Below are 16,141 nucleotides of genomic sequence, written 5' to 3' on the forward strand. Positions count from 1 at the left end.
GGAAACCTTTAATCCATCAACCCTTTACGTATTGATCGAGTGAGACGGATGGCGGCGTGTTTCCATAACCTGGACAACTTTCAGTTCGAATCTTGCGGTCAATTCGATCCGTCATATCAATAGAGCAGACGTCAACTTCTCCACCATGGAGTCCGCGTCTCACGATGCGATCCATGCTCGCGCAACAATCCTCGTGACTAAAACGGCTGCCTCACAGATGTATTGTCGGCGGCACGTCGTGTTGCTGAAGTGGCTGTCGCCGTCGTGAATGATCAGCGTTATCAGCCGTCGGTGTTCCTTTCCCGCTCATGTCCATCATCGGGTTCGCCCCGATGAGAATTTTCTTCAGCAACGTCCGGGTACCCCGTTAACTTTGGATGAAGGTGCTCGAAAGATCGCGAATTCAGATGCCCTTGGTAGATCGAATCGGCACACGAGCACCGAACATCAGGGACGACATCCAAGGATGAAGCTATGAATCTCAACAGACTGAACATCGGCGCGCGGCTTGGGATAGGTTTTGGCATCGTGCTGCTGTTGATGTGCGCGATGGCCGCGATGGGGGCGTACCAGATCTCGCGCGTTTTCTCCGGGACTAACGAACTCGCGGTGAACTGGCTGCCCAGCGTTGAAACGCTGGGGGAGATCCGGGCGAACGCCAACGCGGCGCGCCGCTTCACGCTGCGCCTGATCATTTCTACCGACCCGGCCGTGCGGTCGGGTGAACTGACGCGGCGCGAGGCGGCGATCGCGGCGATGAATCGCAATCTGCCGATCTACGGGAAGATGGTGTCGTCGCCTCATGAGCAGGATCTCTACAACGCCATCCAGCAGCGCTGGACGGATTACCTGACGCTGGACCAGCAGGTGATCGCGGCCAGCGGGAACGGCGCCGGCAGCCAGGACGAGGCGCGTGCGCTGGCCAACGGGAAAGCGTCTTCCACCTTCGCTTCCCTGCTGGATGTCATCGAGCAAGACATCCAACTGAATCACCAGGGGGCGATGGATGATGTCGCCACCGCGCGGAGCCATTACCACGAGGCCCTGCTTCTCGCGGGGGCGCTCGGTCTTGTCTCTCTACTGATGGGAGCCGCCGTGGCGATCGCGATCAGCCGCTCCATCACGGTCCCGCTGCGCCGTTCGATGGATATCGCGGAAAAGGTGGCCGGCGGGGAACTGGACGTCAGCATCGAAGTCCACGGCAACGACGAGGCGGCCAGGCTGCAGTTGGCGATGAAGCGCATGACCGAGAGCCTCGGCACGGTGGTGGCCCGCGTCATGGCCAGTGCGGACGGCGTGACGCTCGGCTCGTCGGAGATCGCGGCCGGCAATATTGATCTGAGCCAGCGAACCGAGGAACAGGCCGCGTCACTCGAAGAGACGGCGGCCAGCATGGACCAGATCACGGCGACGGTGAAGCAGAACACGGATAACGCGCGCCAGGGCAATGTGCTTGCCCGCAACGCGTCGGAGGTGGCGTGCAAGGGCGGCGAGGTGGTGGCGCGCGTGGTGGACACAATGCAAGGCATCACGACGAGTTCGCGGCAGGTGGCCGAGATCATCACGGTGATCGAGGGTATCGCGTTCCAGACCAACATCCTCGCACTGAATGCGGCGGTGGAAGCGGCGCGTGCCGGCGAACAGGGTCGCGGCTTCGCGGTCGTGGCTGGCGAGGTACGCACGCTGGCCCAGCGCAGCGCAGCGGCGGCCAAGGAAATCAAGCAACTGATCGGGGCGTCGGTCGAGCGCGTGGCGCAGGGTTCCGAGTTGGTGACTCAGGCAGGCGACACGATGCAGGAGGTGGTGCAGGCGGTGAGCAAGGTGACCGACCTGATGGGAGAAATCACGATTGCGTCGGAGGAGCAGCAAAAGGGCATCGAGCAGATCAATCAGGCCGTCGCGCAGATGGATCAGGTGACCCAGCAGAACGCGGCCTTGGTTGAGGAAGCGGCTGCTGCCGCCCAGTCGCTCGAGAGCCAAGGGCGTGAATTGCGCGAAGCGGTGTCGTTCTTCAAGTCGGGACGCACTGCGCAGCGCGGTGGCGGTGGCCTGGCCCTCGCATCGACGGTCAGTTCCAGCAATACGAGCGTCGCGAAGGACGCGTCGCGCCCAAACACGAGAATGGCGCCGGTGCGGACGACCCGCCCGCGGGCGGTTTCGCGTCCGGCTCTCGCGGCTGCCACACCGGATGGCGATAGCTGGGCCGCCTTCTGACGGTGGATGGGCTTTGGATCGCTCGCTGCTGCATGGCATGCTGGCAGCGGGTGAAAAGACTGATTTGGCTGCAACGTATTACCCGTGCGTATTTGAAAGGCCTTGGCATGTATCGCATCTCTCGTCTCTGGAGCGAAATTGAATTCGTGATTTGGCCAAGCGCTCGTCAAACTCCGTCTTGCAGGCTATACCGGATATTGTCACGACACCCTTGCCAGGATGCCGCCTGTGACGCCGTTTTATGGGCACAGCGTTGTCTCGACAATGCAGCGGTGCTGATCAGTTGTCCGTGCCGCAGCGGCGCTGCCGGCGCCGGCGATGCACAGGCAGTCAAGGCCTATGAATTGGCGTTGGCAGCCGGTTTTTATCAGATCGAGGCGCAAATGGATCCGACGCCGCTCCTACCTGCTCCAGGCTCGTGCTGGACTGCCGGTCAATTAGGTATCCTGCAATCGCTTGGCATGGAGCACGGACGTTATGTTCGCTTGAACGGCGCTTCGGGCTTCAGAGAGCGTGACACGGCGGCCGCCATTGCCTTGCGGCGGCATCCATGCACGGATTGAGACGCGGATGCCATCCGACACGGGCGCGCGCATGCGGGTGGCGTGGCTGCGCCAGCATGCCGAGAAGATCGATGATGCGCCCGACACCCTGTGCCGCTATCGGCGTGAGCTTGAACGTCTACTGTTCAGGTGCCGGGTCAAACGCGGTACCTCGCCGTCATCGCCGAGGGTGGAGGACCGCGAGGCCTACGAGGCGTTTCTCGCGAGCCCGTCGGCCGCCTTATACGAGCTCTGCGAGCCGCACGCGGCCTGCGCCGAGGGCGCCCGTTGGGCGACGAGCCGATGGCGTTCGACGACCAGCGGTACTCGATCCGCACGATTTGGGACGCGTTCGACTGGCCGGTGCGGATTTCATGTCTGGCCGGCGATGCTCGGGCGCGCGTTGCTGCAGACCCCGTCCGTCTTCATGACCGTCGGACGGTGCCGGCAATGCATCGACGCAGCGAAGTTGCACGCCGCACACCTGGGCGAGTGGTAGAGGGTCACCGTCGCCGACTCATCAATTTTCTCTTGATTTATCCATGGTTTCTTACTTCCTCTCGCGTCAAAGCGCCGTGGCCACGCTTCTCAAGCGCTTGCACTCGCTCTCTGCGGAGAGCGACAGCGTACCTGCGAGAACGCGCTCCCAAATCGCCGGCCTCGAGCATGTCCTGCGCGAAGTGCGCTTGGGCCGGCAGGACGAGTTCATCCTGCCTGGCGACCCTCCCATGCGCGTCGTCATCGTGAATTGAGTGGCGGGAAACGACGTGCATGGGAACGGCTAGCTGGATGCCGACGCCGCCGCTCGCTGCCGCCGATACGGGATTCCTGACTCGAGACTAGATAAGCTCACGCGCTGTCATGCCCCCCGCGCTTCAGAACTTTTCAGGTTTGCCACAGGACAGGCGTTTTCCTCCCCGATAGGCTGCGTTCGCGTCCCGGACCGGCGCGCGGCCGCCCAATACGGGCGGCGCGCCGGCCCGGTGGCGATCCCATCCAAGCACAACGCCAACCGCTCGCCCGGCCGATCCGCGGCGAGATATCGAAGGAGAAGAGATGACGACCCAGCAAAGCCTCATGACGCGCCGCTCGGCCGCGCGCCGCCGCCTGCTTTCGGCCGGCGCGGGCGTGGCGGGCGCGATGGCGGCGATGTCGAGCCTGCCCGCCGCCGCCGGCACGACCACGGCGTCCCACCCGCACCCGCATGCCAAGGGCCACCCGGACGGCGGCGGCTACGTGGCGGCCAGGGACGGCACGCCGATCTACTACAAGGACTGGGGCAGCGGCACGCCGGTGGTGTTCTCGCACGGCTGGCCGCTGTCGGCCGACGCCTGGGACGCGCAGATGCTGTTCCTCGTCAACCAGGGCTACCGCGTGATCGCGCACGACCGGCGCGGCCACGGCCGCTCGGGCCAGCCGTCCTCGGGCAACGACATGGACACCTATGCCGACGACCTGGCCGCCGTGCTCGACGCGCTCGACGTGCATGGCGCGATGCTGGTCGGCCATTCGACGGGCGGCGGCGAGGTGGCGCACTACATCGGCCGCCACGGCGAGGCGCGCGTCGCGAAGGCCGTGCTGATCGGCGCGGTGCCGCCGCAGATGGTGCAGTCGGCCGCCAATCCGCACGGGCTGCCGATGTCGGTGTTCGACGGCATCCGCGCCGGCGTGGCCGCGAACCGTTCGCAGTTCTACCTCGACCTCGCCACGCCGTTCTACGGCTTCAACCGGCCCAACGCGAAGGTCTCGCAGGGGCTCGTGCAGGACTTCTGGCGGCAGGGCATGGCCGGCTCGATCAAAGGCCAGTACGAGTGCATCAAGCAGTTCTCGGAAGTCGACTACACCGAGGACCTGAAGCAGATCAGCGTGCCCACGCTGATCCTGCACGGCGACGACGACCAGATCGTGCCGATCGACGACTCGGCGCGCCTGTCGGCGAAGCTGGTGCGCCATGCCACGCTGAAGGTCTATGCCGGCGCGCCGCACGGCATGTGCAGCACGCACGTGGACGAGGTCAACGCCGACCTGCTGGCGTTCCTGAAGGGCTGACGAGTCGACGGAGGCGGGCGCCAGGCATCGCCCGCGTCGCGTCCGCGGCGCCCCATGTTGCGCGAAGCCGCTCGGCCCCTCGGGGCCGGGCGGCTTTTTTTGTACTTCGCACGCCGGCTCGCGAGGCCCGGCGAAGCCGTTCAGCACGCTTCAGGCGAACGTCAGGACTTTCAGGTCGCGCCTGCGTAATCTGCAGGCAACCGCGAACACCGGGCGGAGCGCGAGATGCCCGCGCCTCGCGGATCGCGAATCGATTCTTCGCCACTCTCAATGGAGCTTCCGATGGCCTACGAACTGCTGACCCCCGACAACTGCGCGCTCGCGCTCATCGACCACCAGCCGCAGATGTTCTTCGGCACGCACTCGCACGAGCGCACCACGGTGCTGCACAACGTGCAGATCCTCGCCAAGACGGCGCGCCTGTTCAAGGTGCCCACCGTGCTGACGACGATCGCCTCGGAAACCTTCAGCGGCCACCTGCTGAGCGAAGTGCAGTCGGTGTTCCCGGACACGAAGCCGATCGACCGCACCTCGATGAACTCGTGGGAAGACGCGGGCTTTCGCGCGGCGATCCTGGCCACCGGCCGCAAGAAGATCGTGATCGCGGGCCTGTGGACGGAAGTCTGCGTCGCGTTCCCGACCGTGCAGATGCTGGCCGAAGGCTTCGAGATCTACGTGCCGACCGACGCCTGCGGCGACGTCACCGAAGAAGCGCACGAGCGCGCCGTGCAGCGCGTGATCCAGGCCGGCGCGGTGCCCACCACCTCGCTGCAGTTCATGTGCGAACTGCAACGCGACTGGGCACGCGGCGAGACCTACGACGGCTGCATGGAGATCTTCAAGGCGCACAGCGCCTACGGCATCGGCGTGCGCTACGCCAAGCAGATCCTCGGCGAGCACGCGAGCGAGGCGGGCTGAGCCCACGCGGCGCGCGCCTCGCGCGCGCCAGACCCGGCCGCGGCGGCGCCCCGACGGGCACGCGCCGCGCGGTCACCGAATCCGGCGGCGGCGCGCCCGCCGCACGCGAATTCCATCCAGTCTGAACAACCTGAAGGAGGCGACGATGAGCACTCCGGAGCAACCGGCACGCATCGCCGATCTGGTGATCTACAACGGCAAGATCGCCACGCAGGACGAGCGCCGCTCGTTCGTCACCGCGCTGGCCTCGGCCAGCGGCAGGATCGTCGCGACCGGCAGCGACCACGACGTGATGCAATGGGCCCGCGACGACGCGCGCCGCATCGACCTGAACGGCCGCACCGTGATCCCGGGTCTCAACGATTCGCACCTGCATGTGATCCGCGGCGGCCTGAACTTCAACATGGAGCTGCGCTGGGACGGCGTGCCCTCGCTGCGCGACGCGCTCGAGATGCTGCGCGCTCAGGTGGCGCGCACGCCGGCGCCGCAATGGGTGCGCGTGGTGGGCGGCTGGAACGAATTCCAGTTCGTCGAGAAGCGCGGCCCGACGCTCGACGAGATCAACGCGATCGCGCCCGACACGCCGGTGTTCCTCCTGCACCTCTACGACAGCGCGCTGCTCAACGCGGCGGCGCTGCGCGCGGTCGGCTACGACCGCGACACGCCGAATCCGCCGGGCGGCGAGATCCAGCGCGACCGGCGCGGCAACCCCACCGGCATGCTGATCGCGCGGCCGAACGCGGGCCTGCTCTACGCGACGCTCGCCAAGGGGCCGAAGCTCGCGATCGACGACCAGATGAACTCGACGCGCCAGTTCATGCGCGAGCTGAACCGGCTCGGCGTGACGAGCGCGATCGACGCGGGCGGCGGCTACCAGGCCTACCCCGACGACTACGCCGTGATCATGGAGCTGGCCAAGCGCGACCAGCTGTCGATCCGGATCGCCTACAACCTGTTCACGCAGAACGCGAAGCGCGAGATCGAGGATTTCGCGAAATGGGTGAAGGCCACCCGTCCCGGCGACGGTGACGACTTCCTCAAGGTCAACGGCGCGGGCGAGATGCTGGTGTTCTCGGCGGCCGACTTCGAGGACTTCCTCGAGCCGCGCCCCGACCTGCCCGACGAGATGGAGAAGGAGCTGGAAGGCGTGGTGCGCCTGCTGGCCGCGAACCGCTGGCCGTTCCGCCTGCACGCCACCTACGACGAATCGATCTCGCGCTTCCTCGACGTGTTCGAGCGCGTCGACGCCGACACGCCGTTCAACGGCCTGCGCTGGTTCTTCGACCACTGCGAGACGATCTCGGCGCGCAACATCGACCGGATCGCGGCGCTCGGCGGCGGCATCGCCGTGCAGCACCGCATGGCCTACCAGGGCGAATACTTCATCGCGCGCTACGGCGCCGAGGCGGCCGCGCAGACGCCGCCGGTGCGCAAGATGCTCGAAGCCGGGCTGCCGGTGGGCGCCGGCACCGACGCGACGCGCGTGGCGAGCTACAACCCGTTCGTCTCGCTGTACTGGCTGGTGTCCGGGCGCACCGTGGGCGGCACGCCGATGTACGCGGCGCGCGACCGGCTCGAACGGATGGAAGCGCTGCGCCGCTACACGGTGGGCAGCGCCTGGTTCTCGAACGACGAGACCCGCAAGGGCGCGCTGGTGCCGGGCCAGTACGCCGACTTCGCGGTGCTGACCGACGACTTCTTCACGATCGAGGAAGACGCGATCAAGCATCTGGAATCGGTGCTGACGGTGGTGAACGGCCGGGTGGTCTACGCCGACGGCGAGTTCGGCGCCTACGGGCCGCCCGCGCTGCCGGTCAGCCCGAGCTGGTCGCCGGTGGCGGAGTTCGGCGGCTACGCGCGCTATCGCCCCATGACCTCGCTCGAACGTGCCTGCGCGGACGGCTGCGCGAACCTGTGCGGCGTCCACCGGCATGCGCACGGGATGGCCTGGGGCCGCAACGCGCCGGCCGGCGACGCGAACGCGTTCTGGGGCGCGCTCGGTTGCAGCTGCTTCGCGTTCTGACGGAGGCGCCGCGATGAAGCCTGACGAGATGCGTGGCGCCCACGCTTCGCCCGCCGCGGCCGCCGGCGCGGCGGCCGGCCTCGATACCACCGCCGCGGCGCTGCTGTTCCTGCGGGTGGCCGCGAGCCTGCTGCTGCTGTTCGTGCATGGCCTGCCGAAAGCGCTGCACGTGAGCGCGCAGCTGGCCGTGATCGAGGATCCGCTGCATCTGGGCGCGCCGCTCACGCTCGGCTTCGCGATCTTCGCCGAGGTGGCGTGCCCGTTGCTGATGATCGCCGGCGTCCTCACGCGGCTCGCCGCCGTGCCGATCCTCGTGATCACGGTGGTCGCGCTGACGCTGGTCCATCCGGACTGGTCGCTCGAGCAGGGGCAGTTCGCCTGGATGCTGCTGATCCTGTTCGGCACGGTGGCGATCGGCGGGCCGGGGCGCTACCGCGTCGCGCTGCCGTGGGGCCCGCGCCGCGTGCGCTGAGGCCGGACGCACGGCAGGCGCGGCGCACACCATAACGATATCGCGGGGAGAGGGGCATGCGGGCAGCGTTGTCGGGCATGGGCGGCGAGGTGGCGGGCGTATGCATCCCGAGTACGCCGGTGGCCGTCGCCGCGGCCGAAAGCGCGCGCGGGGCGCTGCCGCCGGTGCTGCTCGGCCACGCATGCCGCGTGTTCGTGTTCGCGGCGCTGCACGCGCGCCGCGTCGGGCTGGCCTGCGAGGCCGGCGCGCTGTTCGTCGGCGCGCTGTACGCGAACATGGGGCTGAGCGCGGCCTACGCGCGCTCGATGGTGCGCTACGAACTGGACAGCGCCGATGCCGCGCGCGGGCTGCTGCGGCTGCACGGCGCGAGCGAGCAGCTGCGCGACGAGGTGTGGCTCGCGATCGCGCTGCACACCACGCCGGGCCTGCCGGCGCGCGTGTCGCCGCTGGCGCGGGTGCTGGCGCTGGCGGTCAGCACGGACCTGACCGGTTCGCATTACTACACGTACACGCACCACGAGCGTGCCGGCGTGCTCGCGAGCTACCCGCGCGGCGCGGGGTTCGGCGAGGCGGTGATCGGCGCGTTCGGCCGCGGCCTCGCGCATCGGCCGCGCACCACGGCCGGCACGGCCTGGGCCGACGTGCTCGACCGGATCGACCCGGACTACTGCCGCGAGAACTTCTGCGGCCGGATTCTGGGCTCGCCGTGGCGCGATTGAGGCGGTGCGCAACACAGGACAGGACGGCCGCGGGCCGGGCCGGGCGCATGAGGCGCGCGGCGGGATCGCGGCCAGACCAGGAGAATCGACATGTCGTATCTGATTTCGCTGGGCGCCGGCATCGTGGTCGGGCTGCTCTATTACTTCTCGCGCGTGCAGTCGCCGGCGCCGCCGCTGGTCGCGCTGGCCGGGCTGCTCGGCATCGTGATCGGCGAGCACGCGATCCCGTTCGTGCAGGCGCAGTGGGGGCAGCCGGCCCAGCATGCGCGGCGCGCGGAACCCGTCGCACCCGTGACGCCGGCCGCCGCGTCCACCCACGAGCCGGTGGCGTCGGCCGATGCGCCCGACCGCGCCGGGCGCCAGCCATGAGCGCGTCTGCCGGCGCGCGCTGGATGCGCATGGCGCTGCGCCACGAGAACGTGCTGCTCGCGTTCGTGGCCGGCTACGTCGATACGCTCGGCTTCGTCGCGCTGTTCGGCCTGTTCGTCGCCCACGTCACCGGCAACTTCATCCTGATCGGCTCGGGCATCGCGGGCGCGGGCGGCGGCGTGCTCGTCAAGCTGCTCGCGTTCCCGGCGTTCGTGGCCGGCATCGTCGGCGCCCGCCTCACGGCCGGCGCGGTGGCGGACCCGGCGGCGGGCGGCACGGCCGCCTGGCACGCGGGCGCGCTGTACGGCCTGCAGCTCGCGCTGCTCGCCGCGTTCATGCTGGCGGGGCTGGCCGCCGCGCCGATCGTCAGCATCGACGCGCCGCTCGCGATGGGCTGCGGGCTGCTCGGCGCGGCCGCGATGGGCGTGCAGAACGCGCACGCGAAGCTCGCCACGCGCGGCATCGCGGCCAACACCGTGATGACCGGCAACGTTACGCAGGCCGTGCTCGACGTCTGTGAGCTGGTCGCGCCGGGCAGCACGCCCGCGCAGCGCCGCGAGACGCGCGGCCGCCTCGCGCGGATGCTGCCGCCGATCGCCGCGTTCGCGCTTGGCGCGGGCGGCGGCGCGCTGGGCTGGCGCGCCGCCTCGTTCTGGGCGCTCGGCGCGCCGCTCGCGCTGCTGGCCGCGCTCGCGCTGGCCTCGGTGCGCGGCGCGGCGCCGGAAGCGGCGCCCGCCCGATGACGCGGCACGCCATGCCGCCGGCCCCGGCCGCCCGCCCGCGCGGCCGGCCGGCGATCCGTTTTCCTTCCCTTTCTTCAGACAGGAGCCTTACGTGAACTTCCCCGCCTTCTCGCGCCCGGCGCGCGTGCTCGCCGTCGCGCTCGCCGCCGTCGGCCTGATGCTGTCCACCCCGTCCTCGTTCGCGGACGAGGCGCGCTACGCGCCGCCGGCCGCCCACGCGCCGGTGGTGTCGGTCGGCCCGCAATACGACACCACCCATGTGTACGTCTCGAACGCCGACATCGACGCGTTCGTCGACAGCTTCGTCGCCACCTTCGGCGGCAAGGCCTCGCCGCGCGCCGTGTTCACGGTCACGCCGACGCCGAGCAAGACCGCCTCGCAATACGTGCAGACCCCGGTGGGGATGCTGTCGGTGTTCGCGTTCCAGACGCCGATCCCGCGTCCGTTCGGCAGCGAACGCACCGGCTACCTCGTCACCGACATCGACCGCGCCGTGCGGGCCGCGCGCGCGGCCGGCGCCGACGTGCTGGTCGAGCCGTTCGACGACCCGATCGGCAAGGACGCGGTGATCCAGTGGCCGGGCGGCCTGACGATGCAGCTTTACTGGCACACCAAGGCGCCGTCGTATGCGCCGCTCGCGCTGGTGCCGGACAACCGCGTCTACGTGTCGAAGTACGAAGCGTCGAACTTCATCAAGCGCTTCCTGCGCTTCTCGCACGGCCGGATCGTGTCGGACGCGCGCCATGCCGACGGCGCCGAGCTCGGCAAGCCGGGCGAATCGATCCGCCGCGTGCGCATCGAGTCGGGCTTCGGCAACATGCTGGTGTTCGTGACCGACGGCAAGCTGCCCTATCCCTATGGGCTGGAATCCACCGGCTATCGCGTGACCGATCTCGACGCGACGCTGGCCAAGGCGCGCGCCGCGAACGTCAAGGTGCTGGTCGAGCCGGCGGCGAACGCGGAAGGCCGCACGGCGATGGTCGAGTTCCCGGGCGGCTACGTGGCCGAGCTGCACCAGTTCGACGCCGCCGCGGCGAACTGAGCGCATGCGAGCCGAGACGATGCGCGGCATGCCGCGAGCAGGGCGCCGCCGCGCGCGTGCCGGCGGCGGCGCGCGCTGGGGGACGGGGCGCGTCGCGCTCGGCGCGGCGGCGTTCGCGCTGCTGCAGGGCGTGAGCGCCGCCGCCGAGACCGCGCCGGCCGGCGCCTCGGCTTCGGCCGCGGCGACCGGGGCCGCCGCATCGACGGCGCCGGCCTGCCAGGCGACGCGACCGGTTCCCTCGTTCAACCGCTGGCAGGAGAACTGGGGCGCGCTGGCCGATCCGTGCCTGCCGCGCCGGCCGCTGGACGGCCTCAAGTACCTGCCGCCCGGCAGCGACCCGAGCTGGTACCTGTCGCTCGGCGCGAACCTGCGCGAGCGTTTCGAACTGAACCACGCGCCGCTGTTCGGGCTCGGCGCCACGCGGCCCGACAGCTACCTGATCCAGCGCGCCGAGCTGCATCTCGACGCGCATCTCGGCGAGCACGTGCAGGCGTTCGCGCAGGTCGAGGACGCGCGCGTGTTCGGCAAGGACGCCGTGTCGCCCGTCGACCGCGATCCGCTCGATCTCGAGCAGGCGTTCGTCGCCTATGTCCACGCGCTCGGCCCCGGCACCTTCAAGGCGCGCGTCGGCCGGCAGGAGATGGCTTTCGACTTGCAGCGCTTCATCTCGGTACGCGACGGCCCGAACGTGCGCCAGGCGTTCGACGCGATCTGGGCCGACTATGAACTCGAGCGGTGGCGCTTCATCGGCTACGTCACGCGGCCCGTGCAGTATCGCGACGTGGACGATTTCGACGACACCTCGAACCGTCACCTGAAGTTCAGCGGCGTGCGCGTGGAGCGCTCCGGCGTGGGCCCCGGCGACCTGTCCGCCTACTGGTCGCGCTACGAGCGCGACGGCGCGCGCTTCGCCGACGCGAGCGGCACCGAGCGGCGCGACGTGTTCGACGCGCGCTATGCGGGCAAGCAGGCGCCGTTCGACTGGGACGTGGAAGCGATGGGGCAGACCGGCCGCGTCGGCAGCGCCACGGTGGGTGCCTGGGCGTTCGGTGCGCTGGCCGGCTATACATTCGCCGCGCTGCCGGGCACGCCGCGCGTGGGCCTGCAGGTGGACGGCGCCTCGGGCGACCGCCACCCCGGCGACGGCCACGTCGGCACCTTCAACCCGCTGTTCCCGAACGGCTACTACTTCACGCTGGCCGGCTACGCGGGCTACAGCAACCTGGTCCACGTGAAGCCGTCGGTGACGTTCCATGTCACGCCGACGCTGACGCTGACGACGGCGCTGGGCCTGCAGTGGCGCGCGACGACGGCCGACGCGGTGTACGGGCAGGGCATGGCGGCGGTGCCGGGCACGGCCGGCAACGGCAGCCGCTGGACCGGCATGTACGGGCAGCTGCGCGCCGACTGGATCGTGAACGACAATCTCGCGCTCGCGCTCGAGGCGGTCCACTTCGAGGTCGGCGATTCGTTGCGCGCGCTCGGCGCGCGCAACGGCGACTATCTCGGCGTCGAGGCGAAATTCGGCTGGTGAACGCAGGCATCGACGGGGAGCCACATGGGTACGCAACAGCAGGGTACGCAACAGCAGCTCGAACTGGTCCGGCTGGCCGCGGCGGTGCGCGCGAACCTGGACGACGCGCGCGTCTGGCGCTGGTATGCCGACCTGATGGAAGAGGATCGCATCGCCTGCACGCGCACGCGCGACGGGTGGCGGCTGACGATCGACGGCCACCATGTCGTCGAGGACGCCTCGTTCGATGCCGCCGTGCGCCGCGCGGCCGATATCTGGTGCGACCAGCCGCGCCTTTCCCCGGCGCTGGGCCGGCGCAACAAGCGCGCGCGGCTCCCCGGCGCGACGCCGCTGCCGGACTGGCACGCGCGCCGCGACTGATGCCGCGGCGGCGGCGCGATGGCGCCGCGATGCGGGCGAAGCCGCGGCGCGCGCTCACGCCCCCGCGGGCAGCCCCGCATGAAGTTCGCGGATCTCCGGCACGCTGCTGCGGCGATCGAAATGCGGCGCGAGCGCATGCAGCGCGTCGCGCGCGTCGGCCATCTCCGCGGGCGACCGTGGCAGGCGCGCGAGGCCGAGCGCGGCCCGCAGTTCCCACATGCGGGCGCCTTGCGAACGCGCCATGGCGATCGCGTCCGAGAAGCAGGCCAGGGCGCGTGCGGTGCCGCGCGCGCGCTCCGGGCTGTCGGCCGGCAGCGCGGCGGCCTGCGCCTGCGCCGCCACGCCGAGCGCGCGCAGCAGCTCGGGCATGAAGTACAGCTCGCCGTGCTTCTCGCACGAGGCCTGCGCGTCGTGCAGCCGGGCGAGCGCGTCGTCGACTCGGCCGGCGGCGATCAGCGCCAGTGCGCACTCGATCACGAGCGGCGTGGTCAGGCGGCGGAAGCCGCGCGCCTGCAGCGAGTCGAGCGAGCTTTCGAGCTGCGGCAGGCTCGCCTCGGGCCCGCTTTCGCGGATCGCGAGGATGCCGGCGAGGCAGTCGCCGAACTCGCGCCAGATGGCGAGCCGGTGCAGCGAGGCCTGCGATTTCATGATCGACAGGTAATGCGCGGCGCGCGCGCGATCGTCCGAGATCAGCGCGAGCGGCACCGCCACGACGCCGAGCACGTGCGTGAACCACGGCTCCATGGTCTCGGCCGGGATCAGGCCGAGCGCGAGGCTGGTCAGCCTGGCGGCCTCGTCGGTGTCGCCGCGCAGCCAGTGGATGCGCGCGAGCCCCGAATAGGCGATGGCGCGCGGGTCCACGGCGAAGCGCCGGATCGATTCGACATCCTCGGGATGGGTTTCCATGTGGCGCAGCCCCTGCTCCAGCTTCTCGCGCGCGATCTCGTGGTCGCCGCGGCAATGTTCGGCCACCGCCGTCAGCTGGGTCGCGAGCACGTGCTGCGGCACGCAGCCGGTCTCGCGCGCGAAGCGCTCGAAGCGCCGCGAATAATGCAGCGCCTCGTGGACCTTGCCGGCCGACAGCATCACGTTCCATAGCCCCCAGAACGCGCGCGCGAGCAGCGCGTCGTTGCCGGTGCGCTCGGCGTGCGCGTGGACCTCGAACCATAGATCCTCGGCGCGCTGGATCGGGCCGGTCAGGTTCGGCAGCACCGCGGCGAGCGCGAGCTTGAGGCGCACCTCGTCGACCGGCGCGATCGATCCGGCCGGCAGCGCCTCGAGCGCGGCCACCGCCTGCGCGGCGCGCCGGCCGCATTCCTCGATCTGCGCGTTTTCCAGCAGCGAGACCACCAGCGTGGCGGACAGCTCGACGCCGAGCAGCGTGTCGCCGTCGGGCGAGAAGGCCCAGTCGACGGCGCCGCGCGCGTCGGCCAGCGCCTGCCGCATGTCGGGTTCGTCGTCCACGCCGGAGAAGCCGGACGCGGCGTCGTCGCCGCGAAACAGCGAGGCGAGGTAGCGCGCGTGGCGCGCGGCGAGCGCCTGCGCCTCGCCGGCCGCGCGCAACTGCTCCAGCGCATAGGCGCGCGTCGATTCGGACAGGCGGTAGCGCGCCACCGGGCCGTCGAATTCCACGCCGACGAGCGACTTCGCCACCAGTTCGCCGATGCCGTCCACCACGGCGCGCACCGTCAGTTCGCGATCGCAGGCCACGGCGCACATCGCCTCGAGCGAGAACGCGCCGCCGAACGGCGCGAGCCGCCGGAACAGCGCGCGGCTCTCGGCATCGAGCAGCGCGAAGCTCCAGTCGAACGCGGCGCGCAGCGTCTGGTGGCGCGGCAGCGCGGTGCGAAAGCCGCCCGACAGCAGCGAGAGCCGGTCGGACAGCCGCTGGTGGACGCCGTCGACGCCGAAACTGACGACGCGCGCGGCGGCCAGCTCGATCGCGAGCGGAATGCCGTCGAGGCGCCGGCAGATCTCGCCGATCAGCCGCAGTTCGGCCGCGCCGCCGCCGTGGCCGCCGCCGTGGCCGTGAAGGCCGCCGCGCATCGCCTGCACGCGGGCGAGGAACAACTGCACGGCGGAGCGCTGCAGGATGGCCGTGTCGTCGGCGTCGCGCTCCGGCACGTCGAGCGGCTCGACGGCGAACACCGCCTCGGCGGCGATCCGCAGCGGCTCGCGGCTCGTCACGAGGATGCACAGCGCCGGCACGGCGGCGAGCAGGCATTCGACCACCCGCGCCACCTCGACGACCAGGTGTTCGGCGTTGTCGAGCAGCAGCAGGCGCGGCGCGGTCGTTGTCGTTGGTGGTCCGCCCGCCGACGCGGGATGCGGCAGCCGCAGGCCGAGGCCGCCCTCGACGGCCGCGACGATCTCGGCCGCGCCGTGCATCGAGGCCAGCTCGACCAGATGCACGCTGCCGGGCGCCTCGGCCTCGATCGCGTTCGCCACGGTCACCGAGAGCGTGGTCTTGCCGATGCCGCCGGCGCCGGTCAGCGTGAGCACACGCGTCCGGGCGAGCGCCTCGCGCACGGCCGCGACGGCCTGCGCGCGGCCGATCACGTCCGGATGGCGCGGCAGGCGCGTGGCATGGCTGGCGCCGCCGGCCGGCGCGGCTCGATGGGCCGCGGCGCGCGGCGGCTCGGCGGCCGCGCGCCGGACCAGCCGGTAGCCGCGCCCGGGCACCGTCATGATGCAGTTGCGTTCCTCGCCGAGCGCGCGGCGCAGCGCCGACAGATGCACCTGCAGCGTGTTTTCCTCCACGAACGTGTCGGGCCAGATCGCGTCCAGCAGCGCGTCCTTCGTGACCAGCCGGCCGTCGGCCGCGACCAGCATTTCGAGGATGGCGAACGCGCGTGCCCCGAGACGCACCGAGGCGCCGTTCTCCAGCAGTTCGCGGCCCGCGAGATCGACCTCGAAGCGGCCCAGCGGAAAGGATGTCGGGGTGGCGTCCGGCGTTGACGTCATGCTCTGGATTCGGAAAGGCGGGGTGGCGGGGGCGCGGCGGGAGCGCCGCGCGGACGAACGGCGCGCGGATATTTTAGCCGTTGTCGTTTAGCGGTTGGGGTTTCGCCGTTTTAGTGGCGACGCCGTGGTTCGGCGCGTGGCTCCCGGCGGTATTGCGCCGCGAGGGAGCCACGAGGTGCGTGCGTTCCGGAT

14 protein-coding genes are annotated in these 16,141 nt (G+C 70.2%); 13 read left to right on the forward strand and 1 reads right to left on the reverse strand.

Annotation, left to right across the window (positions count from 1 at the left end; translation table 11 throughout):
• The first annotated feature begins 474 nt into the window (after positions 1–474).
• The 13 genes from bpln_RS38200 to bpln_RS21590 all read left to right on the forward strand — a co-directional run bounded on the left by bpln_RS38200 (position 475) and on the right by bpln_RS21590 (position 12,985).
• Complete coding sequence (locus bpln_RS38200; protein WP_055139946.1) at positions 475–2,214, forward strand: methyl-accepting chemotaxis protein; 1,740 nt, start codon at positions 475–477, stop codon at positions 2,212–2,214.
• Positions 2,215–2,264: 50 nt separating this feature from the next.
• Positions 2,265–2,777, forward strand: a complete 513-nt coding sequence (locus bpln_RS35910) for a hypothetical protein (protein ID WP_148654123.1) — start codon at positions 2,265–2,267, stop codon at positions 2,775–2,777.
• Positions 2,778–3,298: 521 nt separating this feature from the next.
• Positions 3,299–3,508 carry a hypothetical protein gene (locus bpln_RS21540; RefSeq protein ID WP_042627344.1) on the forward strand — a complete coding sequence of 70 codons (210 nt, stop codon included), beginning with the start codon at positions 3,299–3,301 and terminating at the stop codon, positions 3,506–3,508.
• Between the two features lie 304 nt (positions 3,509–3,812).
• Positions 3,813–4,805 (forward strand): alpha/beta fold hydrolase, encoded by a 993-nt coding sequence (locus tag bpln_RS21545; RefSeq protein WP_055139947.1) that lies wholly within the window; start codon positions 3,813–3,815, stop codon positions 4,803–4,805.
• Positions 4,806–5,087: 282 nt separating this feature from the next.
• Complete coding sequence (locus tag bpln_RS21550; protein WP_042629298.1) at positions 5,088–5,723, forward strand: hydrolase; 636 nt, start codon at positions 5,088–5,090, stop codon at positions 5,721–5,723.
• 145 nt (positions 5,724–5,868) lie between these two features.
• A complete protein-coding gene (locus tag bpln_RS21555; RefSeq protein ID WP_055139948.1) occupies positions 5,869–7,746 on the forward strand; it encodes an amidohydrolase in 1,878 nt (625 codons plus the stop codon).
• Between the two features lie 13 nt (positions 7,747–7,759).
• The gene (locus bpln_RS21560; protein ID WP_420807377.1) at positions 7,760–8,218 is read left to right on the forward strand and encodes a DoxX family protein; all 459 of its coding nucleotides are present in this window, start codon (positions 7,760–7,762) and stop codon (positions 8,216–8,218) included.
• Between the two features lie 56 nt (positions 8,219–8,274).
• Positions 8,275–8,937 (forward strand): HD domain-containing protein, encoded by a 663-nt coding sequence (locus tag bpln_RS21565; RefSeq protein ID WP_055139949.1) that lies wholly within the window; start codon positions 8,275–8,277, stop codon positions 8,935–8,937.
• Positions 8,938–9,027: 90 nt separating this feature from the next.
• On the forward strand, positions 9,028–9,306 hold the full coding sequence (locus bpln_RS21570) for a DUF1427 family protein (RefSeq protein WP_055139950.1): 279 nt from the start codon (positions 9,028–9,030) through the stop codon (positions 9,304–9,306).
• Entirely contained in the window at positions 9,303–10,049 is a 747-nt protein-coding gene (locus bpln_RS21575) for a YoaK family protein (RefSeq protein ID WP_042627349.1), read from the forward strand. Before bpln_RS21570 ends, bpln_RS21575 begins: the two co-directional genes overlap by 4 nt.
• Before the next feature lie 91 nt (positions 10,050–10,140).
• Complete coding sequence (locus bpln_RS21580) at positions 10,141–11,091, forward strand: VOC family protein (protein WP_042627350.1); 951 nt, start codon at positions 10,141–10,143, stop codon at positions 11,089–11,091.
• A gap of 28 nt (positions 11,092–11,119) precedes the next feature.
• A complete protein-coding gene (locus bpln_RS21585; RefSeq protein WP_080937541.1) occupies positions 11,120–12,625 on the forward strand; it encodes an alginate export family protein in 1,506 nt (501 codons plus the stop codon).
• A 24-nt stretch (positions 12,626–12,649) separates the two neighbouring features.
• Positions 12,650–12,985, forward strand: coding sequence for a hypothetical protein (locus bpln_RS21590; RefSeq protein ID WP_055139951.1), 336 nt, complete (start codon positions 12,650–12,652; stop codon positions 12,983–12,985).
• A gap of 54 nt (positions 12,986–13,039) precedes the next feature.
• Here bpln_RS21590 and bpln_RS21595 read toward each other — a convergent pair whose 3' ends face one another.
• A complete protein-coding gene (locus bpln_RS21595) occupies positions 13,040–15,949 on the reverse strand; it encodes an ATP-binding protein (RefSeq protein WP_055139952.1) in 2,910 nt (969 codons plus the stop codon).
• Between the last annotated feature and the right edge of the window lie 192 nt (positions 15,950–16,141).

The sequence above is a fragment of the Burkholderia plantarii genome, assembly GCF_001411805.1.
Lineage (GTDB): Bacteria > Pseudomonadota > Gammaproteobacteria > Burkholderiales > Burkholderiaceae > Burkholderia > Burkholderia plantarii.